Origin of the sequence: Enemella evansiae (genome assembly GCF_002250705.1) — a bacterium.
GTDB classification, from domain to species: Bacteria; Actinomycetota; Actinomycetes; order Propionibacteriales; family Propionibacteriaceae; genus Enemella; species Enemella evansiae.
In genome coordinates this window covers 1-24,917 of the sequence record NZ_NMVP01000010.1, presented here as the reverse complement: position 1 = coordinate 24,917, position 24,917 = coordinate 1, and the positions used below count along the sequence as shown (strand labels likewise).

Here is a 24,917-nt window from a genome sequence, read left to right as displayed (position 1 = left end):
AGACCGAGCACATACCCCGCGCCCGCATTGGTATCGCGGGCACAAAATCCTGCGGGACAAGCCAATTCCCAGACGGTCAGTTCTACGCTGCTCTTGACTAGCCGTGTGCGGCCTCTACCATTGTGGCTAGTCCACTACAACGATGTTTGAGGAAGAGGCACACCGTGACTGCACACACGCTTGGCTGGCTCGGCACCGGCCGGATGGGATCGGCGATGGCGCGGCGGTTGCTCGCCGCCGAGCACAAGGTGGCCGTCTGGAACCGCACCAGGTCCAAGGCCGAGGCCCTGCAGGCCGACGGCGCCACCGTGGCCGACACGATCGGCGAACTGGCCGATCAGGATGTCGTCTTCGTGATGGTGTCCACCCCGAAGGACCTGGAGGAGGTCGTGCTCGGTGAGAACGGCCTGCTGAGCGGATCCAACAAGCCCCAGGTGATCGTGGACTGCTCCACGGTGAACACCGAGACCTCCAAGAAGATCCGCGACGCCGTGGTCGCGGCCGGTTCGGAGTTCCTCGCCGCCCCGATCAGCGGCAACCCGCACATGGTCGACGAGGGCACCTCGGTGATGGTCGCCTCCGGACCCGAGGAGACCTACGAGAAGGTACGCCCCTACCTCGAGGCGATCGGCAAGGCGTCGGTGCACGCCGGTGAGGACGAGCAGTCCCGGTTGGTCAAGCTCTGCCACAACCTCTACCTCGGCCTGATCGTGCAGTCGGTCTCCGAGGTCACCACGCTGGCGGAGAAGGCCGGGGTGCCGCGCGCGGCGTTCCTGGAGTTCCTGAACAACACCGTGCTGGGCACCGAATGGGTGCGCCGGCGCACCCCCGACATGCTGTCGCTGGATCTCACCCCGACCTTCACCACCGAGCTGTTGCGCAAGGACTTCGATCTCGGCCTGGCCGCCGCGCGCGAGCACGAGGTGACGATGCCGCTGGCCGGCAGCGTCTTCCAGCTGCTGCAGGCCGCGATCGGCCGCGGCTACCGCGATGACGACTTCCTGTCCCTCTTCGCGGTCGAGGCCGCCTCCTCGGGACTGACGCTCGAACCGCAGACCGCCGAGTCCGACGAATCCCAGTCCTGAAAGGAAAATCTCATGTCTCTGCAGGAGTTTCTCCCGACCCCGGAGTTCGAGGAGTACAGCGAGTTCTTCAAGGACTTCTTCAAGATGACCCGCCGGGACGACGGCGTCCTGCTGGTGGAGATGCACACCCAGGGCGGCCCGGTCCAGCTCAGCGTGCAGAACCACCGGGCACTCGGCCAGATGCTCAAGGTCGTCGGCGCCGATCCGAAGAACGAGGTGCTGATCCTCACCGGCTCGGGCGAGGAGTTCATGATGGACTCCGATCCGGAGGGTTTCCAGCTGGAGCAGGACGACCTGCCCTACTGGGCCTACGAATACGCCTACAAGGACGGTCGGATCAACGTCAGCTCGCTGGTCAACGATCTGGAGATCCCGACCATCGGCCTGTTCAACGGATCCGGCTTCCACAGCGAGATCGTGCTGATGTGCGACATCACCCTGGCCGCCGAGGGTGCGGTCTTCTTCGACCTGCACTACAACATCGGTTCGGTTCCCGGTGACGGCATCCACAGCGCCTTCCTGGAGGTGCTCGGCACCAAGCGCGGGGCGTACGCCCTGCTCACCGGTGAGGCGATCGACGCCGACAGGGCACTCGACTACGGGATGGTCAACGAGGTGGTGCCGCGGGAGGACCTGATCGCCCGCGGGTACACGATCGCGGACCACATCATGACCCAGCCGCGCACCCTGCGCCGGCTGACCACCCAGATCGTCCGCCGGCCCTGGAAGCAGCGCATCGTCAACGACCTGGACGGCGGTTTCGGCATCCAGATGTTCGGCCACGTCGCCGGCGCCGGCAGCCACCACGGCCGCGACCACATCAGCAACTCCAACGACTACGTGCGCGAAGGCCGGAAGAACAACTTCGACAACTAGTCGGCACACCCGGCAAGGCAGTTCAAGGGGCCAACCATGAACCAAGAAGTCAGCGCGGACCTGGTTCTCCGCAACGCCCGGATCACCACCTTCGACAGCGAGGTGCCCACAGCCGAGTCGATCGCGATCCGGGACGGCAGGGTCCTGGCGATCGGTTCCGACGAGGAGCTCGCGGCGCTCGCCGAGACCGCGGCCCGGACGATCGATCTCGGCGGCCGCTCGGTCCTGCCGGGGCTGAACGATTCCCACATCCACGCCGTGCGCGGCGGGGTCGGGTGGGGCACCTGCCTGCAGTGGGAGGGCATCCGCAGCCAGGCGGAAGCCCTGGCCAGTGTGCGGGATGCGGTCGCCGCGCGCGCCCCCGGGGAGTGGATCAGCGTGATCGGCGGTTGGCACGAACGGCAGTTCAGCGACGCCGGAATGCCAACCAGGGAACAACTTGACGAGATCGCACCGGTGCATCCGGTCTATCTGCAGGAGCTCTATGGCCGGGCGGTGCTGAACTCGGCCGCACTCGCCGCGGTCGGCTGGGACGATGAAACCCAGCCCCCACCGGGGGCCGAGTTCCTGCGCGACGACGACGGCCGGCTCACCGGTGAGGTACGCGGCCCGGCGGCGTACGCCCGGCCGAATGCGCTCACCCTGGACCTCCCGCTGGAGACGGCGGTGCAGGCGACGGCGGCGATGATCAGCGAGTTCGCCGCGCACGGCCTGACCGGGGTCGTCGACGCCGGCGGCTTCCAGGTCACCCCGCACGACTATGACGCGCTCTATGAACTGTGGCGCCGCGGCGGGCTGGGGGTCCGCTTCCGGCTCTACATCTGCGCCTGGAGCCGCGGGGACGAGGTGCACGACTATGAGCAGCTCACCCTGCTCTCCCAACCGGACTTCGGCGACGGCATGCTCAAGCTCGCCGGGCTCGGCGAGATGCCTCACATGGCCTGCCACGACTTCGAGGGTTTCGACCCCGACTTCACGATCGCCGACGACGCCCACTCCGAACTGGTCGAGATCTGCCGGATGGCGGTCGAGCACGGTTGGCGGTTGTCGGTGCATGCGGTGCTGAACAACTCCCTGAGCCGGATTCTCGATGCCTGGGAGCTCGTCGACCGGGAGAGCGGCGGCCGGGTCAGCGACCTGCGCTGGTCGATCGTGCACGCCGACGAGGCCTCGGAGGCGAACCTGCGCCGGATCGCCGCGCTCGGGGCCGGGATCCAGGTGCAGAACCGGATGGTGCTGCAGGGCGCCGACTATGTGGATCTGTGGGGTCAGGACGGGGCCGACGCCGCCCCGCCGATCGGGGCGATGAAGCGGCTCGGGATCCAGATCGGCGCGGGCACCGACGGCACCCGCGCCAACTCCTGGTATCCGTGGACCTCGATCGCCTGGCTGGTGTCCGGTGAGTCGATCGACGGGCGGACCCGGCGCGCGGAGCACGACCGGCTCTCCCGCTTCGACGCGATCGCGGCGTACACCCGCGACAGCGCCTGGTTCAGCGGCGAGGAGGACACCCGGGGCCGGCTCGCACCGGGTTTCGACGCCGACCTCTGCGTACCGACCATGGACCCGTTCAGCTGTTCGATCGAGGAGCTGCGGGAGCTGCGCAGCGAGCTGACCATGGTCGGCGGCCGGATCACCCATGCCGCCCCCGCGTTCATCGAGCTGGTCGGGTGACGATGCCCGCAATCGTTGCCCTGGTGGCGATAGGCTGAGCCGATGGTCCGGGTGAAGAACGTCGACGGGGCGGAGATCTGGGAGCCGTTGCGTCGCCTCACCGAGCGACCCGAGGGCGAACCGGTCTCCGCCGACGAGATCGCCGCTCACATCGAGCAGTTGATCGTCACCGCCTGCCTGACCGAGGGCACCAGGCTCCCCTCGGAGCGGGACCTGGTGCAGTTGACCGGGACCAGCCGACCCACGGTGAGTCAGGCGATCCGGATCCTGGTGGTCAAGGGGCTGGTGGAGTCCCGCCGCGGCTCCGGGGCGTACGTGCGCCGCAAGCCCGAGTTCAGCCTGGCCGCCTCGGTGGACCTGATGCTCAATCTCAACCAACAGTCGGTCGGGCAGTTGGCCGATCTGCGGCTCTGGCTGGAGACGGTCGGCATCACCCGGGCCATCGAGGTCGGCAGCGAGGACGAGGTGGCGGCCGGTGAGCGCGCGCTGCAGGAGATGATCGCGAATGCCGGGGACACCGCCGCCTGGATGAGCGCGGACACCCATTTCCACGCCACCCTGGTGCGAGCCGGGCACAATCCCTATCTGTCCTCGATCTACGAGAGCATCCACGAGACGCTGATCAACTACGAATACCGGTCCTGGATCAGCGACGGGACGGTGCCGAAGTGGCTGCAACCCGCCGCGATCAACGGCATCGTGGCGCTGCACACCCCGATCCTGGACGCGGTCCGCAATCGCGACGAGGAGGCCGGCCGGATCGCGGTGCTGCACCACCACTATGTGATGGCCCAGCATCTGCAGCTGGCCAGCCGGGACTGACCGGGGCGCTCAGCCGTTCGCGCACTTGCCGGCGATCAGCAACTCCGCGGTGGTCCGCTGCCGCTCCCCGGTGATCAGCCGTTCGGGTACCGGGTCGTCGCTGGTGGGCAGGTCACCGAGATCGAACACCGCCACCGTCGAGGGATAGGCGCGTTGCCGGAACAGCTCCTGCCGCTCCCCCGCGTTGTGCGCGACCAGGGTCCGCCCGGTCGGCAGCGGCCGGTTGCTGCGCAGCGTGAAACCCGGCGCCGGCCGCCCCACCTCGTGCACGGTCACCGGATCGCTGCTGGGTCCGCTGGCGGCGTACAACTCCTCGCCGACGCGCCCGTCCCAGGTGGCGATCCGCGGTTCCTCGGTGCGCTCCCCCAGGCACCAGGCGGTGACCATCACCAGCGAACCGTCGCTGCGCCGGGCCATCCCGACGACGCTGCGGCCGCCGGCATCGGAGGCCGAGCGGGAGACCTGACCGGGTTGACCGGCGCAGCCGGTGAGCAGCAACGCCACCCCAGCCAGGGCCAGCGGCAGTCGGAGTCCGGTCACCTGACCAGTCTGTCAAAGGAGGGGTCGGTACGCCCGGTGTGGCGCGGTTCCGCCGGATCGGTGGGTGAGAGTTCGCTCAGCGGCGGTTGACCACGACGGTGCCGACGGCGAGATCGTGCAGCCCGCGGCGGTGCGCACCGATCACCATCGCCGGCAGCGCCAGGCAGACCAGCACCGCCCGCGCGAGCGCCCGCAGGAAGCCCAGCGGCTGGTGGTCCAGCCGGACGACCGCGATCCGGGTGATCAGCTGGCCGACGGTGCCACCGATGAAGGTGGTGAGCAGGGTCGACATCACGAAGAACAGGCCGAGAGTGGTGAAGGAGCGCCAGCTGCCGCCCCGCATCGCCAAGGGCCCGAAGATCGCCCAGGCGGCCACCGAGCAGATCGCCCAGTCGAGGACGATCGCGGTGATCCGGGCGCGCCAGCTGGCCAACGAGCCGCGACCGGCCTCGGGCAGCCCGAGTTCTTCTCCGGGCCAGGCTTCCACGGATTCGGTCGGTGCGCTCACGGGGCGAGTCTACCGGGGCGCCCGCACTCGCCCCCGGTGCGCGGATCAGGCGCGGTCCAGGCGCTGCGCCCATTCGATGAACAGGCGGGTCTCCACCGGGCCCAGCACCTCGGGGTTCGCGGCCGCCCGTTCGATCAGCGAGCGGGTGGCGACCTGCGGATCCTCGGACCGGGCGCTGCCGGTGATGGCGGCGATCGCTCCCTCGCGTACGCCGACCGACAGCTTCCGATCGGCGCGGGCCAGCACGATCTGGCGCAGCGTCACCCCGATGTTGGTGACCAGCACGTGGGCGGCCGCCTGCTCGGCGGAGACAACCAGCCGGCCCTGGTCCGCCGCCTGCCGGGTGATCGCCCGCAGCATGTCGCTGGCCCGGGCCTGGGCCGCGGGAGAGTATCCGGGCCGCACCTTGCCGTACATCAGGGTGTAGAAGCCGGGGTTCGCGAGCCCGAAGGCGACATGGGAGTCCCAGCCAGCGCGGAGATCCTGGATCGGGTCACCGGAGGATTCGGCGGCGGCCTTGGCCCCCAGATACATGTCGAAACCGCGCTCGATGACGGCGTCGATCAGGCCCTGTTTGCTGCCGAAGAAGTGGTAGAGCGTCGGCATCTTGACCCCGGCCGCGTCGCAGACCGCCCGCAGCGACACCTCTTCGCCGGGGGACGCGGCGATCAGGTCGGCCGCGGCATTCAACAACCGGCTTCGTGTATCGCTTCGGACATCCTCTGTCATGGTGCTACATTAGCGTCTGTAGCGCTGATATAGCGTTGCATCACACAGCTATACGAGGGAGACCAAGATGGCCGAACACACTCTCAAGGGCAAGAACGTGCTGATCGCCGGTGGCGCGAAGAACCTCGGCGGACTGATCGCCCGGGAGGCCGCCCGGGCCGGTGCGAACGTCGCGATCCACTACAACTCCGATTCCAGCAGGCCGGAGGCCGAGAAGACCCTGGCCGAGATCGAGCAGGCCGGCGTCCGCGGCGTGGTGCTCTCCGGCGATCTGACCAGGCCGGCGAACGTCGAGAAGCTGTTCACCGATGCGACCGAGGCACTGGGGCAGCTCGATGTCGCGGTGAACACCGTCGGCAAGGTGCTGCGCAAGCCGATCGTCGAGACCACCGAGGAGGAATACGACTCGATGTTCGACATCAACTCCAAGGCGGCGTACTTCTTCATCAAGGAGGCCGGCAAGCAGCTGGCCGACAACGGCAAGGTCATCACGATCGTCACCGCCCTGCTGGCCGCCTTCACCGACGGCTACTCCACCTATGCCGGCGGGAAGAGCCCGGTCGAGCACTTCACCCGGGCCGCCTCCAAGGAATTCGCCGAGCGCGGCATCTCGGTGAACTCGGTCGCCCCGGGCCCGATGGACACCCCGTTCTTCTACGGCCAGGAGACCCCGGAGCGGGTCGAGTTCCACAAGTCGCAGGCGCTCGGCGGCCAGCTCACCAAGATCGAGGACATCGCCCCGCTGGTGCTCTTCCTGGCCGGTCCGGGCTGGTGGATCACCGGCCAGACGGTCTTCGCCAACGGCGGTTACACCACCCGCTGATCACCAGATCCGAACGACAGGAGACAGATATGACCGAACCGACCATTCCCGAGCCCGTGGCCTCGTTCATCGAGGCGGTGAACCGGCACGACGAGAGCGCGTTCCTGGACGCCTTCACCGACGACGGCGCCGTCGACGACTGGGGCCGGACCTTCACCGGCCGCCAGCAGATCAAGGGCTGGAGCGACAAGGAGTTCATCGGCTCCGAGGGCACCCTCTCCCCCGAGGAGGTCTCCACCGACGGCGAGGACCTCGTGGTGATCGGCGACTGGCGCAGCAACTACGCCAACGGCCGCAGCCGGTTCACCTTCCAGGTCGCCGGTGACAAGCTGAAGAAGATGACGATCCGCGAGGGCTGACCGCAACCGCGAACGCTGGGACATGCAGTAGTCGATCTCGAGGCCCCGACAAACCCAGTCCCACTGGGTTTGATCATGGAAACCTGCGACTACTGCATGTCCTGGCGCACGCCCCCGGTGGTGGAGCCCCCCCCCCCCCGCTGCAGCGCGCGGGCGGAGCCCCCGTTGGTTGTTACACGGCTGAAACATTTGCGCAAAGCACCGGAAACGCCACCGCCCTAGGTTGAGGGCAGTCAGCAATCGTTCCGATGGAGGAAACCATGTTCCAAGGTGCCGAAGACCTTCAGAAGTATCTGAAGGACGAAGATGTCGAGATGGTCGACATCCGCTTCTGCGACCTGCCCGGCGTCATGCAGCACTTCACTGTCCCAGCCAAGGCCTTCGACGACTCCGTGTTCTCCGAGGGGCTGAACTTCGACGGTTCCTCGGTGCGTGGTTTCCAGAAGATCCACGAGTCGGACATGTCGCTGCTCCCCGACCCCACGACGGCGTACGTCGATCCGTTCCGGCAGGCGAAGACGTTGTGCGTGAACTTCTTCGTGCACGATCCGCTGACCAAGGAGCCCTACAGCCGCGACCCGCGCAACATCGCGCGCAAGGCGCAGGCGTACCTGCAGTCGACCGGTATCGGTGACACCGCCTACTTCGCCCCGGAGGCCGAGTTCTACGTCTTCGACGACGTGCGTTTCGAGACCAAGCAGAACGCCGGTTTCTACTACATCGACTCCGAGGCGGGTGCCTGGAACACCGGCCGCGAGGAGGACGGCGGCAACCGCGGTTACAAGGTCAAGTACAAGGGCGGCTACTTCCCCGTCGCGCCGACCGACCACTTCGGTGACCTGCGCGACGAAATCGTTCTGCACATGGAAAACCTGGGTCTCGAGGTGGAGCGGGCGCACCACGAGGTGGGTACCGCCGGCCAGGCCGAGATCAACTGGCGCTTCGACACCCTGCTCAAGGCCGCCGACGATGTGATGAAGTTCAAGTACATCGTCAAGAACACCGCCTGGGCCAACGGCAAGACCGCCACCTTCATGCCGAAGCCGATCTTCGGCGACAACGGCTCCGGCATGCACGTGCACTCCTCGATCTGGAACGGTGGCGAGCCGCTGTTCTATGACGAGGGCGGGTACGCCGGGCTGTCCGATCTGGCGCGCTGGTACATCGGCGGCCTGCTCAAGCACGCCCCGAGCCTGCTGGCGTTCACCAACCCGACCGTGAACTCCTACCACCGCCTGGTGCCGGGTTTCGAGGCGCCGGTCAACCTGGTCTACAGCCAGCGCAACCGCTCGGCCTGCATCCGGATCCCGATCACCGGTTCCAACGCGAAGGCCAAGCGCGTCGAGTTCCGCTGCCCGGACCCGTCGTCCAACCCCTACCTGGCGTTCTCGGCGATGCTGCTCGCCGGCCTGGACGGCATCGAGAACCGGATCGAACCGGCCGAGCCGGTCGACAAGGACCTCTACGAGCTGCCCCCGGACGAGCACGCCGACATCAACACCGTGCCCGCCTCGCTCGACGCGGTGCTGGACAAGCTGGAGACCGACCACGAGTTCCTGCTCGCCGGCGACGTCTTCACCAGCGACCTGATCGAGAGCTGGATCGACCTGAAGCGCGCCGACATCGACGCGATCCGGCTGCGCCCGCACCCGCACGAGTTCGAGATGTACTACGACATGTGAGTGACCTGGCTGGTCGGAGTCACCTGCACTTCGCCTGGTCCGCAGACAGGTCCGCAAGAACCTGAAGCATGGAGCCGGCTCCCACCATCTGGTGGGGGCCGGCTCGTTCGTTCAGCACACCGGAGCGATGATGTGTTGCCCTTGAGGTTGCAGGAGCACTCAGCCTCGACGCCCGGCTCGCTCCGCGAAGGCGTCCAGGGCGTCGATGACCTCACCGGCCGCGGGACACGTTCGATCCAGCGATGATTCCGGCATCCTCCAGTTGCTGCACGGCCCGCTGTGCGGCGGACAGTGCGACACCGGTCACGGCTTCCACGTGACCGACGGTCACCGCCGGTTGGTTGAGCAGGTGCGGCAGCAACCGCCGTGCCGCCGAGCCGCGACGCGACGGCAGCCGATCCAGCCAGGCATCATGAATCCCCTCCAACTCGTCAACCAGCAGGCGGCCATTGTTCACCGCACGGAACGAGACCTCGGTGAACTGGCGAACGATCGGCTCGATCTCGCCGGCACGGTAATCGGTCAGCGCGGCGAAATAGGCCCCCGTATCGGCGAGCAATCCGGCGGATACCGGGAGCGTCACCCGGCGCGTGACATCGGCGCGGCGCAACATCGCCTGCACGAGCATCCGGCCGACGCGGCCGTTTCCATCGTTGAAGGGATGGATCGTCTCGAACTGTGCATGCGCGATCGCCGCCTGGATCAGGACCGGAAGGTCGGCCCGTTGGACGAAGGCCATCAGGTCTGCCATGCCCCCCCAGACCTGCACCTCGCGGAACTGCCCGGGAGCGGCGTACTCGTGTCCAGCCAACAACGCGTCGTGGGCGGCCAGGATCGAACCGATGCTGATGTCATCGGCGAGTTCGATCGCGCGCTGCGTGGCGACCACGTTGGCCGTGACCAGCCGCGCATTCGGGCCGACCTTCGCCTGGACCGCGGCGAGTGCGAGGGCGCGGGCGCCCGCGGTGATTCCTTCGATCTCGGAGGAGGACGCCGATTCGGTCCGCAGCAGGACCGAGGCCAGTGGTGCCACCTCGACCGCGCTGGTGACCCCTGGCCGTGGGCCCGCTCGGCCGCCCGCACAGTCACCTCGGCGTCGAAACGGGCCACCTCCCGGACGGCATCCTCGGCTTCAGCCTGCACCGGGCCGTCGAGCACAGGGGTCAGTCGGGTGATCGTCGCGGGTATCGCGGCCTGGTAGCGCCCGCGGGCCGCCAGCCGCTGCCGACGCGACCGGCCCGGTCCGGTCCGGGTCACGGTCCCACTCGCGCGGCTCGACGCCAATGGCGAACTCCTGCGCAGCATGGTGCATGAACGAACCTTGCACCACTTTGTTGACCAAAGTGGTGCAAGGCGGCAGACGACGATCGCCGGCTCAGGCCCGTTGCGTATCCGGACGTGAATCCGCCGCGGCCACCGCCGCCGACCCCGTACTCTCCGCCCGGGCGTCCAACTCGGTCAGCTCGATCCGGGAGCGATCCGGGGCGAGCACCAGCGCGATCAGGCTGATCAGGATCACCCCACCCCAGACGACACCGAGGGACCACAGCGACCCGCCCGCACCGGCGACCAGTGCGGTCGCGATCAGCGGTGCGAAGCCGGCCAGCGTTGAGGCGGTCTGATAGCTGATCGAGGCGCCGGTGTAGCGGACCCGGGTCGGGAAAAGCTCGCTCGCGTACGCCCCGTACGGCCCGGAGACGAATCCCTGGATGGTGCTCAGGCCGAGCAGGATCGCGGCCATGAACGCGAGCATCGTGCCCGCCTGGAGCAGCAGCAGGACCGGGACGACCAGCGCGATCGCGAGCAGGTTGCCCAGGATCAGCACCCGGCGCCGGCCGAACCGGTCCGAGAGCCGCGCGCCGATCAGCACCATCGTCAGCGTGCCGATCGTCCCCAGCGCCTTGGCGTTCAGCACCCCGCTCTGCGAGATCGCGGCCTGCTGGATCGCGTAGGTGAGCGCCCATATCCCCATGATCCCCTGGGTCATCTGGCCGGACAGCGCGGCGGCGATGCCGGTGAGCAGGGCCCGCGGGTGCCGGGTGAACAGTTCGGCGACCGGGACGCGTGGTTGCTCCTCCGCCTTTTCCAACAGGGCTTGGAAAACCGGCGCATCGCTGACCTTGGCGCGGATGAACAGGCCGATCCCCATCAGCACCAGCGAGAACACGAACGGCACCCGCCAGCCCCAGGCCAGGAAGTCCTGGCGCGGCATCATCGACATCCAGCTGAGGATCAACGTGCCCGCCAGGGTGCCGGCCGGTGCCCCGATGTAGGCGAACGCGGCCGCGAAACCGCGGCTCTGCTTCTTCGCGCTCTCGAAGGCCAGCAGGGTCGCCCCACCCCACTCGCCACCGACCGCGATCCCCTGCAGTATCCGCAGGGTGACCAGCAGCAGCGGTGCCGCCACTCCGATCATCGCCGTCGTCGGCAGCAGTCCGATCAGGGTGGAGGAGATGCCCATCATCAACACGGTGATGATGAGCACCTTCTTGCGCCCGACCCGGTCCCCGATGTGGCCGAAGATCACCCCGCCCAGGGGGCGGGCGAGATAGCCGACCGCCAGGGTGCCGAAGGAGACCAGCAGGGCGACCGTCGGCCCGAGCCCGGCGAAGAAGACGTGGTTGAAGACCAGGCCCGCCGCGGTGGCGTACAGGATGAAGTCGTAGTACTCGATCGTGGTGCCCATGAAGCTGGAGAACAGGATCCGGCGCATCTGCCGATCCGAGGTGGGCGTGGTCGCAGCGCTCTGAGTCATCGCCGGACCTCCCCGGCGCCACGGACGGCGAGCTCGACGGTCTCGCCGTCGTCGGGCACCAGCAGCTCCCCGGAGTAGGTCGACCGGGCCTGCTGCCAGGCCTCCTCGGGTGCCCAGGCGGGTACCAGGTGGTGCAGCGCGAGCCGACGGGCGCCGGCCCGCTCGGCGATCTCGCCCGCTTCCGCGGGGGTGGTGTGCGCCCGCCGGTGGTGCGCCATCGCGGCCCGCTGCGCCGGTGAGGAATCGTGGGTCCGCTCCATCTGCTCGATCGCGATCGCCTCGTGCAGCAGCAGATCGGTGCCCCGGGCGAGCCGGACGAGGTTGTCACACGGCGCGGTGTCACCGGAGATCGTCACCGACACCCCGGCGAGATCGAAGCGGAAGGCGTACGCCGGGGCGGTCGGGTGGTGCGAGACCAAGGTCGCGCTGACCACGACCTGCTCATCGGAGAAGACCACCAACGGCTCCATCGGCGGTGCGACGGCATCGTTGGGGTCGAAGCCCACCTCGGCGGGGATGGCGATCTCCGCCACCTGGAGCAGCGCATCGGGGGTCGGCACCAGGGAGTCGAAGATCCGGTCGTTCAGGTCGGTCGCGTACGCCCGCACCAGACCGTCGACCAGGCCCCGGGTGCCCGGTGTCGGATTGTCCGGAGCGACCGGCTGGGGCGTGCTGGCGGCGCTGCTCGCGACCGGCGGCAGCTTGCCCCGGTCCCCCGGTCCGATGATCGGCACCGGCGGCACCTCCCGGCCGCGGAAATGGATCGGCGCGAAGAGCAGCAGCGAGGCCAGGTCGACCACATGATCGGAGTGCAGGTGGGTGAGGAACACCCCACGCAGGCGTGCCAGATCGAGCCCGGCGGCGGCCGCCTGGAAGAAGGCTCCGGTACCGCAGTCGACCAGGTACCAGTCCTCACCGAGCACGATCGCGGTGGCGATACCGAACCGCGGCCGGCCGATCTGATCCCGCCACCAGCGGGGGCCGCCGGCGGTCCCGAGGGTGATCACCCGGGGCACCGCGACGGTTTCGTCCGCACCCGAGGAGGCCGAGTCGGACAGGACAGACGATTGCTGGGACGTCATGGTTGGCTCCTTTGCCAGCCGGGAAAGTCGTGTCCCAACAGGTTGTGACCCACCCACTCATTTGACAAACTAAATCCTCTGAGGCGGCACTTAGGAGAAACTTATGGGTGAGCCCACGCTGCGCCAGCTGGAGTACTTCGCGGCGGTCGCCGCCAGCGAGTCGGTGAGCGCGGCGGCCCGGGAGTGCGGGGTCAGCCAGGCCGCGGTCAGCCTGGCCGTCGCGCAGTTGGAGCGCGCCCTCGACACCGCCCTGGTGGTCCGCCGCCCCGGCCACGGCATCGCGCTCACCGAGGAGGGGCGGGCGATCGGGCAGCAGGCCCGCCGGATCTGCGACGACGTGGCCGAGCTGCCGACGCTGGGCCGGACCAGCGAGGAGCTCACCGGGCGCCTGGTGGTGGGCATCTTCCGGGCCAACATCACCTACATCGCACCGGACCTGATCGAGTGGTTCCATCGCCGGCATCCCCAAGTGCGGTTGGAAATCGTCGAAGGAACCGCCACCCAGCTCCAGCAGTCGGCACTGGCCGGACACGTGCACGTCTGCCTGGTCTCCCATGTGCAGCGGATGCCCGGGCTGGACTTCGAGCCACTGGTCGATCGCTACCGCCGGGTGGTGGTCAGCACCGAGCATCCGCTGGCCGCGCTGCCCCGGGTCAGCTATCGCGATCTCGCCCAGCATGCCGGCGCGCTGCTCGATCTGGAACCCGCCCTGGAACGGGCCCTGGCCGAGTTCGCCCGCAACGGTGAGGTCCCCGATGTGCGCTGGAAGCTGACCGATGTGGCGAGCATCTATGAGCTGGTCGAGCGCGGCATCGCCTATTCCCTGCTGCTCGAACCGGGTCTGCCGCGGCCCGCGGACGCGCCGTTGCTGTGGCTGCCCCTCGCCCACGAGGAGCCGAGCAATCCGCTGGTCGCCGTCTGGCCGGCCGGCCGGCCACCCAGTCGGCTGGTCGAGGAACTGCTCACCTGCCTGCGGACGAAATGGGCGCCGTCCCCGGCGGGCTGAGACTCAGGACCTGGTGTACGCGGTGATCTCCAGCCACCACGCGCCCGGTGCCTCGACCAGCGGCTCGACCCCGATCGAGCGATAGGGGTGCCCCGCCGGCCAGCCGCCGAGGTTGCGCCACAGCATCAGCCCGACCGCGGCCGGATCCTCGGCCTGCCAGCGCAGGTGCAGCATCGCCTCCCCGTCGAGGACGTACGCCTCGGCCGGCGTACCCGGCCCGGCCAGGCCGCGCAGGATGGCACAGCGCGCGGTGCCGTCATCGGGGCCGAACTGGGACAGATCGGTCTCGCCGAGCATCGGCCAGGCCGCTTCGGTCGCCTGGCCCGGGCGGGGCTGATCGAGCACCAGCATCGACCCGGCACCGGGCAGCACCAGTTCGGCGGCCTCGGACAACTGCAGCAACAGGTGCACCGCCCCGGTCACCGGCGCCGTCGGGCTGCCGTCGTCGCGGGTCCAGGCGGCCTCGTTCGGCTCGATCAGGTAGTCCAGTCGCACGGTGCCGTCGCGGTCGGAGATGGTCCGGCTGAGCACCCCGAAATCGGTCTCGGCACGGGCCGTCACCCGGGCACCGTCCCAGACCCGGGTCCAGGCGTCGCCATGGTCGGGATTGCCACGGATACAGGGAAAACACTCCTCCGCACCACCCGCGTCGACGAATGCGTCACCGGGCCGCACCTCGAGTCGTTCCGCCGCGATCGCCCCATCCGGATTGGTCCACAACCACTCGCGCTGACCGGCGGTGAGCGCCCACCAGCGGCCGCCGTGATCCAGGTCGGTCGCCAGCGCCAGCGGGACCGACGCCCAGCCTTCCTCCTCGATCATCCTCGCTCCTTAGCGATCGCTCAGAACTGACGGGACCACCCGCATCCCAGATGCACGCTACCGCTCCGGCGGCACAGATCAATCAGAAGGTTGATCCGCGCGCACCCCGGTCGGCATAGCCTCGAAGACAGTAAGCCCGAAGGAGCCCGATGTCCCAGTCCCCGACCGATCTCGAGACCGTGCCGCTGTCCACCGCCCTGCGCGAGCACACCGCCGACGCCCATGCCCGCGCCGAGGAGTCGCCATTCATGGCCGACCTGCTCGCGGGCCAGCTCGGCACCGAGGCGCTGGTCGCCCTGCTCGCCCAGTCACTGCCGATCTATGCCGCACTGGAGGATGCCTGTCGCGTCCACGCCGACGATCCGGTGCTGGCCCCGCTGCTCGATCCGCGACTGGAGCGTACGCCGGCCCTGCGCGCCGATCTGGCCGCCCAGGCGGCCGCCGGGTGCCGCTTCGACACGGTGCTGCCGGCGGCCGAGGCGTACGCCGCAGAGCTCGCGACGCTCGGACCGGCCGGCCTGCTCGCGCATCACTACGTGCGCTATCTCGGTGACCTGTCCGGTGGCCAGATCATCGCGCGGTTGACCCAGCGGCACTACGGCACCGACCCGGCCGTCCTCACCTTCTATGCCTTCGACATCGAGAAGCCGAAGGCATACAAGGACCGCTATCGCACCACCCTGGACACCCTGCCGCTGACCGCCGCGCAGCGCGCCGAAACCTTGGCCGCCGCGGCGCGCGGCTTCGAACTGAACCGGCGGTTGCTCGACGAACTGCACCAGGAATTCCCTGCCTGAGCAAGGATTCCCGCCCAACCGGAGACAGCGCGATGCCGGCCCGGTGATCCGGGCCGGCATCGGCATCAGGGGTTGACTCGCGGACTCAGACGCCCGTGCTGGCGAGACCGCCGACGCTCGCCTTCGACGGCTGGGCGGCCGGCGTGGTCGGTGAGACCTTGGCGGCAACCACCGCGGCCGGCTTCACCTTCGGCATCTGGGACAGCGCACCGGCCTTGGCCGGATCCTGCGGCTCCTGGGCCCGGACCTTGGCCGGGTCGAGGGACGGCGACGGGGTCGCGGTCGCGGTCTTCGACGGAGTGGCCGTCACCCGCGGCGAGGCGGACTTCACCGGGGTCGCGGTCACCGACGGGGTCGGGGTCGCCGTCCGGCTCGGGGTCGCGGTCGGCGTGGCCGTCTTCGTCGGCGTCGCGGTCCGGGTCGGGGTGGCCGACTTGGTCGGGGTCGCCGACTTGGTCGGGGTCGCCGTCTTCGTCGGGGTCGCGGACCGGGTCGGTGTCGCCACCGGCCGGGTCGTCACCGGCTTCGTGGTGGTCGGCTTCGCCGTGGTCGGCGCCGGCTTCGTGGTGGTCGGCTTCGTCGTCGGGTTCGAACCCTTGTTGTCGTACTGGTAGAGGTTGTAGTCGTCCATCAGCCCGACGACCAGCGAGGTGTACTTCGGGTCGGTCGCGTACCCGGCCCTGGCCACCTCGGCGATGAACCGCTTCGCATCGGTCGGATAGCGGAACGCGTTGCCGTAACGGCTGTTGTTGCTCAGGAACCAGCCGTGGTCGTAGAACGAGTCCTGCGCGTTCTTGTAGGTGCGGAAGCCCGAGGTGGTCGTGTACTTGCCGTTGTCGTACTCGGTGGTCTTCATGTAGAGGCACCCGGTGGCATACGGCCCCATGTTGGAGGAGCACTTGATGCCGAAGTAGGCATTGCCCTTGGTGGTCAGACCGGACTTGCCCCAGTCACTCTCCAGGATCGACTGGGCGATCGCCACCGAGGCGGGCACGCGGTACTTGCTCTGGTTCGCCTGGGCCAGGGGGGCGACGGATTTGATGTAGGCGGATCGGCTGGAGTTGTCCACGGCCCCGGCGGGCCCGGACAGCACCGCTCCGGTGACGGCAGCGGTCGAACCGATCACAACGGCGCTCATCGTGACGACGGCGCTCTTGCTCAGGCCGGCTAGAAACTTCATCTCGAACTCTCTGCTGGGGGAAGCGGACGCTGCGAGGCTAGGCGCGCGGCGAGTCCTGATGCACCTGAAAGAAGTCCAAGAAATCGGCCCTGACTAGGAGTTACACCGGTGTCGTTCCGCACCGGGCGGCGCTCTGCGGGCCATCAGGGGAATCCCCGACCATCCCCTAAGTAACCTGAACCTCAACCGGAACTTGAACCTCCAGAACCCCTTATGTCCCAACAAGCTCACCAGTCACAGGGGCATCGGGTTCAGCCGCGTACCGCGCCCCAGCCCAGCACCAGCGCCAGTCCCAGCGCGCTGCGCGGGTCGTAGGCCCCGCGCCACAGTCCCCCGTGCACCGCCTTTTCGGCCTCGTGCTGCCAGGGCGCCGCGGTGGCCGGCAGCGCGGAGCCGCCGGTGTTCAGATCGTGCACCAGGAGCGCGGCCATCAGCGTGTTCGAGGTGGCCGGGTCGAAGACCTCGATTCCGAAATGGTGCGCACCGGCGTACGCCGCGGCGAGCGCCCGGTTGCGGGTCACCGAGCGGGTCTTGGTCGGCGGCGCGACCCGCAGCGACACCTCCACCCCGTCGCGGCGGGCCACCGCGGCCCGCCAGCGGTGCAGCCGTTTCGCCAGGATGTAGTTGGGGCCCTGCTGCGGGATCATCGCGTCCGCGATGCCCGGGCTGGTACCCGGGCGATGGTTCCGCTTCAGCAATCGGCCACCACTGACCCCCTTGATCAGCGGGCGGAACGCGCGCAGGCCGCGATGGTCGTACGCCTCGGCGGACGCCTCGACCACCTCGGGCGGCACCGCGAAGACGTCGGTCGGGGTCGCCAGCCAGGCCAGTGCCACATCGTCGCGGGCCCCGGTCAACTGGGTGGCGAGCAGGTCGGTGGCCGCGGACAGCCGCAGGTTCACCGCCCCGTCGGCGTACACGTAATTGCCGAGCACCAGCGGCCCGTCCAGCTCGCCCAGCCAGTCGGCGACCGCGGGCAGATCCTGCAGCAGGTCGGCGCCGGGGCCGTCCTGCTGCTCGGGCAGCATCAGCACCCCGGCCGAGGAGCGCGCCAGCTTCTCCAGCCGCTGCCACAACTCCGGGCGCGGCAGGTCCACCGCCACCACCTCGGCACCCCAGGACAGCAGCGCGCGCAGCGGCCCCATCTCGGCCGAGGCACCCAGGACCACCACCCGCCGGCCGCGCAGCGCCAGCCACTCCGGGTGGGCGGCGACCTCGCGGACCGCGTCGGCCGCCGACGGTTCGAGGATCCCGGACCGCTCCCAGGCGGCCAGCCGCTCCAGCAGCTTGTCCCCGGTCAGCCGGCGGCCGGCGTGCGGCAGGCTGAACTCCTCGGCCGGCGCCTGGGTGCCGTGCACGGTGCGGGTGTGCAGCGGCCGGGCCGCGGGCCGCTCCAGCGCCTCGGCCAGCGGCGCCTCGCCGGAGTCGGTGGTGATCCGCAGCCGGTCCCGGACGGCGGTCAGGCCCGCCTCGGCGATCGCCAGTTCATCCCGGGTACGCCCCAGCCCGGCCTCCACCAGCCGGCGGGCGTGCACCGGATAGCCGTTGCGCCAGTCGACCTCCCGCAGCGCCGCCGCGGCACCCACCGGATCGACCGGGTCCAGGGCCGCCGCCGTCACCTCGCGGCCGAGCCGGCTGGAGGAGCGTCGCCCCTCGGCGTCGGCGGGGATCACCACCCCGCTGTCCTCGGTGGCGGCGCCGGGTCCGGGGGTCTTCTTCATGGCTCGCGAGCCTAGTGGGAGCCCTACTCGCCCCAGAACACCCGGTCGACCACCGAGCGGGCATGCCGGGCGACGCGCATCCAGTCGGCCACCAGGTGCGAGGCCTCCCCCGCCTCGTAACCCATCAGCTCGGCCACCGCGGCCAGCTCCCGGGAGTCATTGGGCAGCGAGTCGGAGGCCTTGGCGCGGACCAGCATGATCCGGTCCCGGATCCGGCTGGCCATCGTCCAGGCCTCGGCCAGGGTGTCGGCGTCCTCGGCCGCCAGCAGCCCGAGCTCGCGGGCCGCACCCAACGCGGTCAGGGTCCGGGTGGTGCGCAGCTCCGGATGGGCGGCGGCGTGCTGGAGCTGCAGCACCTGCACGGTCCACTCGACATCGGACAGGCCGCCGGGGCCGAGCTTCAGGTGCCGCTTCGGATCGGCGCCGCGCGGCAGCCGCTCCCCCTCCATCCGGGCCTTCAGCCGGCGGATCTCGGACAGCTGCTCCCGGCTCAGCCCGCCCTCGGGCCAGCGCAGCGGGTCCACCAGGGTGAGCAACTCGTCGGCCAGGTCGTCGCTGCCGGCACCCCGGTCGGCCCGCACCAGGGCCTGCGATTCCCAGGTCGAGGACCAGCGCCCGTAGTAGCCGGCGTACGACTTCAACGAACGCACCATCGGCCCGCCCTTGCCCTCGGGGCGCAGGTCGACATCCAGTTCCAGCTTGGGTTCGGGGCCCGGGCGGGCGAGCAGCGCGCGGAGGTCGGTGACGATCTCGGCGGCGGTCTTCCGGGCCTCCTCCGAATCGTCGGACACCACGAACATCGCATCCGCATCGGAGGAGTAGGACAGCTCGTGGCCACCCCAGCGGCCCATCGCGATCACCGACATGGTCAGCTCCGGCCGGTTCCGGCCGGCGATCCGCAGCGCCGCGGAGATGGTGGCCGAGGCCAGATCGCTGAGCCCCTGCCCGACCTCGGCCAGCTCGGTCACCCCGAGCACATCGCCGACCCCGATCCGGAACAGTTCGCGGCGGCGTACGCCCCGGACGGCGTCGATGGCCTCCTTCGGGTCGGTGCGCCGGCCGGCGACCAGCCGCATCTCCCGCTCCAGCACCGGCAGCGGCCGCGGGGTCAGCTCGGCCTCGTCGGCCAGCATCTGCAGGATCTCCGGGTTGCGGGTCAGCAGATCGACCAGGTAGCGGCTGGAGGACAGGATCCGCGCCAGCCGTTCGGCCATCGCACCCTCGTCGCGCAGCCCGCGCAGGTACCAGGGGGTGGCGCCGAGGGCCTCGGACACCTGCCGGAAGGCGAGCAGCCCGTGATCGGGGTTGGGGCCCTCGGCGAACCAACCGAGCATCGCCGGCAGCAGCTGCCGCTGGATCTCGGCCTGCCGGCTCATCCCGCGGCTGAGTGCCTGGATGTGCCCCAGCGCGGAGCGCGGATCGGCATACCCGAGCGCGGCGAGCCGGTCCCGGGCCGCGTCGGTGGTGAGCCGCACCTCGCCGGAGGGGATCTTGGCGACCGCCTCCAGCAGCGGGGAGTAGAACAGCCGCCGATGCAGGGTCAGCACCCGCCGGGACCGCCGCCGCCAGCCCTCGGTGACCTGGTCGGGGGCGAGCCCGATCGGTCGGCCGATGCGGCGCAGGTCGTCCTCGGCGGTCGGCAGCAGATGGGTCCGGCGCAACCGGAAGAGCTGGCTGCGGTGCTCCAGATAGCGGATGAAGCGGTACGCCTCGGCCATCTCGGCACCATCGGAGCGGCCGACGTAGCCGTGATCCACCAGCGCCCGCAGCCCGGCCAGGGTGGAGCGGGTGCGCAGCCGTTCGTCGGTGCGGCCGTGCACCAGTTGCAGCAGCTGCACGGTGAACTCCACATCGCGCAGCCCGCCCTGGCCGAGTTTGAGTTCGCGGTCGGTCTGGCTCTTGGGGATGTTGGCGATCACCCGGCGACGCATCGCCTGGGTCTCGGCGACGAAATTGTCGGCCTCGGCGACCCGCCACACCTTCGGCTGCACCATCTCCACGAACTCGCCGGCCAGCTCCAGATCCCCGGCCATCGGCCGCGCCTTGAGCATCGCCTGGAACTCCCAGTTCTTCGCCCATTTCGCGTAGTACTGGGTGTGGCTGGCGAGGGTACGCACCAGCGGCCCGGCCTTGCCCTCGGGGCGCAGCGCCGCGTCCACCTGCCAGATGGTGCCGGCCGAGGTGTGCGCCGAGCAGATCCGGGTGAGCGCCGAGGCGAGCCGGGTGGCCACCTCGATCGCCCGGTCGCCGGACAGCTCCTCCCCTGTCCCCTCCTCGGTCCCGGCCGGGGGGACGGCGGCCGGTTCGGCGACGTAGAGCACGTCCACATCGGAGACGTAGTTGAGTTCCTGGGCACCGGTCTTGCCGAGCGCGACGATGCCGAGCCGGACCCGCTCCGCGTCCGGGCCGACCTGCTGGCGGGCCAGCGCCAGCGCCGCCTCGATGGTGGCATCGGCCAGATCCGCGAGTTCGGCGGCGACGTCCTCCATCGCCTCGTAACCGTCGGCGGCGAGCAGGTCGCGGGCGGTGATCCGCAGCAGTTCGGCCCGGTACGCCAGCCGCAGCGGGTCACCGGGGTCGGCGCACTCGGGATCCGGGTCGGCGGCGACCGGGGCAGCGGCCTCCGGGTCGGCGCCGACGGCGCGCAGCAGCGCCGCGCGCAGGTCGGCGGCGCTGCGGCGTACCGCCTGGGGACGCAGCACCTCCAGCTGATCGGGGTGGGCGACCAGATGCTGTTGCAGCGCGGCGCTGGCCGCCAGCACCGCGGTCACCTGCTGGGCCCAGGCGCGTTCCGCGGCGAGCTCGGCGAGCACACCGGGGCGGGCCCGCTGCAGCTTGTCCAGACCCTCCACGGCCAGATCCGGATCGGCCGAGACCGCCGCCAGATCGACCAGCAGATCCTGATCGGCGGTCGCCAATCCCCACTGCGGCAACCGCTCAGCGGCCGCGGCGGCATCGTGGAAACCGCGGCGGGCCAACACTCCGGTCAGCGAACTGACTCTCACCCACGGCATGCTACTGGGCGCCGACGCGGCGGCGGGGTGGCGTCCGTGACGCTCGAAGTTCGCCCGTTGGCAACCGAGTGGCAACATGGCCTGACTACGTTGAGGGGGTGGCAGTCATCGCACGAGCGCAGCACCAGCGCCGGACTGTCGCCGGCATGGTCGAACAGGCCGGATATCTCGCGGACTTCCTGTCCCTGATCCGGCCCGACGACCTGGGCCGGCCGACGGTACGCCCGGGCTGGGACGTCGGTGTCCTGGTGGCCTATCCGGTGGTGATGCAGGCGGCGGCGCTGAGCGCCCTGGACCGGCCCACCACGGCCCGACCGGCGGGGTTGAACGACTATTTCACCGGGTTGCGCCCGTGGTTGCGCCGGCAGCAGGATCTGGCGGTCGAGTTGGCCCAGCACGGTACGGCGGAGAGCCTGGCCACCCGCTTCCGGCAGGACGCCACCGAGCTGGCGGCTCGACTGGGTGACGACCTGGCACCGGCCGCGGTACAGACCGACCAGCATCCGATGCGCACCCTGGATCTGGTGCGGCTGCTCTGCGTGCAACTGGTCACCCACTGCGACGACCTGGTCGAATCACTGCCGGACCGGGGGCCGCTGCGCTGGTCGCGGGCCTGCCGCGCCGAGGCAGTGCGTACCCTCGCCGATGTGATCGCGACCCGGCACCCGGGCCAGTCGGTGGAGCTGCGTATCCCGCCGTTCGCCGCCGTGCAGTGCGGCACCGGGGAGGACGATCCGAAGCACACCCGCGGCACCCCGCCCAATGTCGTCGAGTGCGATCCGCTCACCCTGGTCCGGCTCTGCGTCGGCCGGATCGAGTTCGCCGAGGCGGTCCGCGCCGGCAAGGTGCGGGCCTCGGGCAGCCGCTCCGATCTGTCGGATTGGCTGCCGCTGTTCTGAGCGGTGCCCTCGGGTCAGAGCAGCGGCAGGTACCGCGACAGCTCCATCGGGGTGACCTGGGCGCGGTACTCGTTGAACTCGGCGCGCTTGTTGCGCAGGAAGAACTCGTGCACGTGCTCGCCCAGGGTGTCGATGGCGAGCTCGGAGTTCTCCATCGCCCGGATCGCCTCGTCCAGGTTCCGCGGCAGCGGCCGGATACCGAGCGCCTGGCGCTCCCGCTCGGTCAGCGACCAGACGTCGTCCTCGGCCTCCTCCGGCAGTTCGTACTCACCCTCGACCCCGGCCAGCCCGGCGTTGATGATCAGCGCGTACGCCAGGTAGGGATTGCAGGCCGGGTCGATGGAGCGCAGCTCGAAGCGTGCCGAGGAACCCTTGTTGGGCTTGTAGAGCGGCACCCGGATCAGCGCAGAACGGTTGTTGCGGCCCCAGCAGACGTAGCTGGGCGCCTCACCGCCCATGAACGCCAGCCGCTTGTAGGAGTTCACCCATTGGTTGGTGACCGCGGTGATCTCCTCGGAGTGCCGCAGCACGCCGGCGATGAAATGCTCGGCGGTCTTGGAGAGCCGGTAGTCCTCACCGGCGTCGTAGAAGGCGTTGGTGTCCCCGGTGAACAGCGACATGTGGGTGTGCATCCCCGAACCGGCGTAGTCGCTGAACGGCTTGGGCATGAAGGAGGCCCGGATGCCGGCCTGCTCGGCGACCTCCTTGACCACCACCCGGAAGGTCATGATGTTGTCGGCCATCGACAGCGCGTCGGCGTAGCGCAGGTCGATCTCCTGCTGCCCGGGCGCGGTCTCGTGGTGGGAGAACTCCACCGAGATGCCCATCTGCTCCAGCGTGGTGATCGCCTGCCGGCGGAAATCGCTGCCGGTGCTGGAGACCACGTGGTCGAAGTAGCCGGAGCTGTCCACCGGGATCGGCTCGCCGTTCGGCGTGGTTCCCTTCTCCAGCAGGAAGAACTCGATCTCGGGATGGGTGTAGACGGTGAACCCGAGGTCGGCGGCCTTCTGCAGCGACCGCTTGAGCACATAGCGCGGGTCGGCGTAGGAGGGCGAGCCGTCGGGCAGGGTGATGTCGCAGAACATCCGGGCCGTGCCGCCGCCCGCATCGTGGCTGCGCCAGGGCAGCACCTGGAAGGTGGCCGGATCGGGGTGGGCGACCATGTCGGACTCGTAGATCCGGGCGAACCCCTCGATCGCCGATCCGTCGAAGCCGATGCCCTCCTCGAAGGCACCCTCCAGCTCGGCCGGCGCGATCGCCACCGATTTCAGAAAACCGAGGACGTCAGTGAACCAGAGCCGGATGAAGCGGATGTCCCGCTCCTCGATGGCCCGCAACACATACTCGGTCTGCTTGTCCATGGGACCAAGTCTGCCTGCTGATGTGTTTCAACCGCGTTACAGGTCACGACCTGATGCCGACCGGGCCGAATTGCTGCCCCCGCGCGGGTCTGCGGCCTACGATCTCAGATGACGGCGGCTGAGCGAGCGAGGCCCACGGCGGCTGAGCGAGCGAGGAACGAGCGAGTCGAAGCCCCGGAGAGGAGCGTGCCATGGCGGCACCCGGCTGGTACCCGGACCCGGCGGGCAATTCCGGCCTGCAGCGGCTCTGGGACGGTGAGGGCTGGACCACCCAGGTCCGCCCGGTGGGTACGCCGCGGCCGCGTCGCGGGCGGTTGCTGGTCGGCGCCGCAGCGGTCGTGGTGTTCACGGTGGCCGGGGTGTCCGGCATCGTGCTGAGCCGCGAGGCCCCGTTCACCGAGGCTGCCGGGGGTGGCGCGCCGAAGGCGCAGCCGGTCGGGTTGATCGAAGCGCCGGCGTACTGCACCGATGGCGAACCCACCCATCGGGCCACCTACCCGGAGAACGGCTGGCTGCACGGCGGCGGGCTGACGACCCGGACCCCCGGTGCGTGGCGCCCCGGCGAGGTGTCGCGGGTGCCGTTCGCCAGCGATGTCGTGGTCGGCGAGACCACCGAGGCCACCATCGTGGTGGCCGCACTGCGCCTCGACGACGTCTTCGAATCGCCCGAGGAGGCGGTACCGGCGGTGGAGACCTGCCTGCGGGCCCGGAATCCGCTGACCAGCGGGATGCTCACCCCGGCCGGCAAGGCCTATCCGACCCAGGTGGCGGGAGCGCGGGCGGCCCAGCGTCGCGACTACGAGCTCACCGGCAGTACGCCCGGGCGGGTCAGCATCATCGTCGTCGATGCCGGGCAGCCGGAATCGCTGGGCCTGCTGGTCACCGTCGCGACCGGCGCCCCGGACGGCGCCCAGGCCGCCGCCGTGGCGATCGATCAGCTCCGCGCCGGCCAGTGACGCTCATCGAGTAGCAGTCCCGGCGCAGCGAAGCGGAGCCGGGGCTGCGACGGTCCTATAGATCGTCAAGGGGTCATGAGGTCGGTTTTGAGGTTTCGATAGATGGTGCGGGCGAGGTGGCGTTTGAGGCATCGGATGGTTTCGGCGCGGGTCTTGTGTTCGCTGGTGCGTCGGTGGAAGTAGGCCTGGGTGTCGGGGTCGCGGCGCAGCCGGCCGATGATGACCA

At 69.6% G+C, this 24,917-nt stretch carries 22 protein-coding genes; 11 read left to right on the top strand and 11 right to left on the bottom strand.

Features of this window, described 5'->3' with window-relative positions; genetic code table 11:
* Positions 1–164 precede the first annotated feature (164 nt).
* Genes BI335_RS08125 through BI335_RS08110 form a run of 4 tightly spaced genes read left to right on the top strand, consistent with a single transcriptional unit; the run spans position 165 to position 4,457 of the window.
* Positions 165–1,085 carry an NAD(P)-dependent oxidoreductase gene (locus tag BI335_RS08125; RefSeq protein ID WP_094356445.1) on the top strand — a complete coding sequence of 307 codons (921 nt, stop codon included), beginning with the start codon at positions 165–167 and terminating at the stop codon, positions 1,083–1,085.
* 12 nt (positions 1,086–1,097) lie between these two features.
* Positions 1,098–1,961: an enoyl-CoA hydratase/isomerase family protein gene (locus BI335_RS08120; RefSeq protein ID WP_094430176.1), complete on the top strand. Its 864-nt coding sequence runs from the start codon at positions 1,098–1,100 to the stop codon at positions 1,959–1,961.
* Between the two features lie 36 nt (positions 1,962–1,997).
* On the top strand, positions 1,998–3,635 hold the full coding sequence (locus tag BI335_RS08115) for an amidohydrolase (RefSeq protein WP_094430174.1): 1,638 nt from the start codon (positions 1,998–2,000) through the stop codon (positions 3,633–3,635).
* A 42-nt stretch (positions 3,636–3,677) separates the two neighbouring features.
* On the top strand, positions 3,678–4,457 hold the full coding sequence (locus BI335_RS08110; protein ID WP_094430172.1) for a FadR/GntR family transcriptional regulator: 780 nt from the start codon (positions 3,678–3,680) through the stop codon (positions 4,455–4,457).
* A 9-nt stretch (positions 4,458–4,466) separates the two neighbouring features.
* On the opposite strand, the gene BI335_RS08105 is transcribed toward BI335_RS08110, so the two are convergent.
* The 3 genes from BI335_RS08105 to BI335_RS08095 form a co-directional block, all read right to left on the bottom strand.
* Entirely contained in the window at positions 4,467–4,997 is a 531-nt protein-coding gene (locus BI335_RS08105; protein WP_094430170.1) for a hypothetical protein, read from the bottom strand.
* 76 nt (positions 4,998–5,073) lie between these two features.
* Positions 5,074–5,505, bottom strand: coding sequence for an RDD family protein (locus BI335_RS08100; protein WP_229117924.1), 432 nt, complete (start codon positions 5,503–5,505; stop codon positions 5,074–5,076).
* A gap of 45 nt (positions 5,506–5,550) precedes the next feature.
* On the bottom strand, positions 5,551–6,234 hold the full coding sequence (locus BI335_RS08095; protein WP_094430168.1) for a TetR/AcrR family transcriptional regulator: 684 nt from the start codon (positions 6,232–6,234) through the stop codon (positions 5,551–5,553).
* A gap of 67 nt (positions 6,235–6,301) precedes the next feature.
* Between BI335_RS08095 and BI335_RS08090 the strand changes: the two genes are divergently transcribed.
* From BI335_RS08090 to glnA (BI335_RS08080), 3 genes are all read left to right on the top strand, one after another.
* Complete coding sequence (locus BI335_RS08090; protein ID WP_094430166.1) at positions 6,302–7,057, top strand: SDR family oxidoreductase; 756 nt, start codon at positions 6,302–6,304, stop codon at positions 7,055–7,057.
* 29 nt (positions 7,058–7,086) lie between these two features.
* Positions 7,087–7,416 carry a nuclear transport factor 2 family protein gene (locus BI335_RS08085; protein WP_094356438.1) on the top strand — a complete coding sequence of 110 codons (330 nt, stop codon included), beginning with the start codon at positions 7,087–7,089 and terminating at the stop codon, positions 7,414–7,416.
* A 260-nt stretch (positions 7,417–7,676) separates the two neighbouring features.
* Positions 7,677–9,098, top strand: coding sequence for a type I glutamate--ammonia ligase (gene glnA, locus BI335_RS08080; protein ID WP_094430164.1), 1,422 nt, complete (start codon positions 7,677–7,679; stop codon positions 9,096–9,098).
* A 211-nt stretch (positions 9,099–9,309) separates the two neighbouring features.
* Here the strand turns inward: glnA (BI335_RS08080) and BI335_RS21855 are convergent, their stop codons facing one another.
* The 3 genes from BI335_RS21855 to BI335_RS08065 form a co-directional block, all read right to left on the bottom strand.
* Positions 9,310–9,987, bottom strand: coding sequence for a Fic family protein (locus tag BI335_RS21855; protein WP_229119497.1), 678 nt, complete (start codon positions 9,985–9,987; stop codon positions 9,310–9,312).
* Between the two features lie 486 nt (positions 9,988–10,473).
* Entirely contained in the window at positions 10,474–11,853 is a 1,380-nt protein-coding gene (locus BI335_RS08070; protein ID WP_094430162.1) for an MFS transporter, read from the bottom strand.
* Positions 11,850–12,935, bottom strand: a complete 1,086-nt coding sequence (locus BI335_RS08065) for an MBL fold metallo-hydrolase (RefSeq protein WP_094430160.1) — start codon at positions 12,933–12,935, stop codon at positions 11,850–11,852. The genes BI335_RS08070 and BI335_RS08065 overlap by 4 nt, the downstream gene beginning before the upstream one ends.
* 103 nt (positions 12,936–13,038) lie before the next feature.
* Here BI335_RS08065 and BI335_RS08060 point away from each other — a divergent pair, with 103 nt between their 5' ends.
* Positions 13,039–13,941 (top strand): LysR family transcriptional regulator, encoded by a 903-nt coding sequence (locus BI335_RS08060; RefSeq protein ID WP_094403376.1) that lies wholly within the window; start codon positions 13,039–13,041, stop codon positions 13,939–13,941.
* Positions 13,942–13,944: 3 nt separating this feature from the next.
* On the opposite strand, the gene BI335_RS08055 is transcribed toward BI335_RS08060, so the two are convergent.
* Positions 13,945–14,763 (bottom strand): hypothetical protein, encoded by an 819-nt coding sequence (locus tag BI335_RS08055; RefSeq protein WP_094356432.1) that lies wholly within the window; start codon positions 14,761–14,763, stop codon positions 13,945–13,947.
* Positions 14,764–14,912: 149 nt separating this feature from the next.
* Between BI335_RS08055 and BI335_RS08050 the strand changes: the two genes are divergently transcribed.
* Entirely contained in the window at positions 14,913–15,560 is a 648-nt protein-coding gene (locus BI335_RS08050) for a biliverdin-producing heme oxygenase (protein WP_094430158.1), read from the top strand.
* Between the two features lie 85 nt (positions 15,561–15,645).
* Here the strand turns inward: BI335_RS08050 and BI335_RS08045 are convergent, their stop codons facing one another.
* From BI335_RS08045 to BI335_RS08035, 3 genes are all read right to left on the bottom strand, one after another.
* The gene (locus tag BI335_RS08045) at positions 15,646–16,740 is read right to left on the bottom strand and encodes a glucosaminidase domain-containing protein (protein ID WP_094356429.1); all 1,095 of its coding nucleotides are present in this window, start codon (positions 16,738–16,740) and stop codon (positions 15,646–15,648) included.
* Between the two features lie 251 nt (positions 16,741–16,991).
* On the bottom strand, positions 16,992–18,461 hold the full coding sequence (locus BI335_RS08040) for a hypothetical protein (RefSeq protein WP_094430156.1): 1,470 nt from the start codon (positions 18,459–18,461) through the stop codon (positions 16,992–16,994).
* 23 nt (positions 18,462–18,484) lie between these two features.
* Entirely contained in the window at positions 18,485–21,475 is a 2,991-nt protein-coding gene (locus tag BI335_RS08035; protein WP_094430154.1) for a bifunctional [glutamine synthetase] adenylyltransferase/[glutamine synthetase]-adenylyl-L-tyrosine phosphorylase, read from the bottom strand.
* A 98-nt stretch (positions 21,476–21,573) separates the two neighbouring features.
* On the opposite strand from BI335_RS08035, the gene BI335_RS08030 reads away from it, so the two are divergent.
* The gene (locus BI335_RS08030; protein ID WP_144009088.1) at positions 21,574–22,374 is read left to right on the top strand and encodes a sterol carrier family protein; all 801 of its coding nucleotides are present in this window, start codon (positions 21,574–21,576) and stop codon (positions 22,372–22,374) included.
* Between the two features lie 14 nt (positions 22,375–22,388).
* Here the strand turns inward: BI335_RS08030 and glnA (BI335_RS08025) are convergent, their stop codons facing one another.
* Positions 22,389–23,735 carry a type I glutamate--ammonia ligase gene (glnA, locus tag BI335_RS08025; RefSeq protein ID WP_094356425.1) on the bottom strand — a complete coding sequence of 449 codons (1,347 nt, stop codon included), beginning with the start codon at positions 23,733–23,735 and terminating at the stop codon, positions 22,389–22,391.
* Between the two features lie 191 nt (positions 23,736–23,926).
* Between glnA (BI335_RS08025) and BI335_RS08020 the strand changes: the two genes are divergently transcribed.
* Entirely contained in the window at positions 23,927–24,691 is a 765-nt protein-coding gene (locus tag BI335_RS08020) for a DUF2510 domain-containing protein (RefSeq protein WP_094405794.1), read from the top strand.
* The last annotated feature ends 226 nt before the right edge of the window (positions 24,692–24,917 follow it).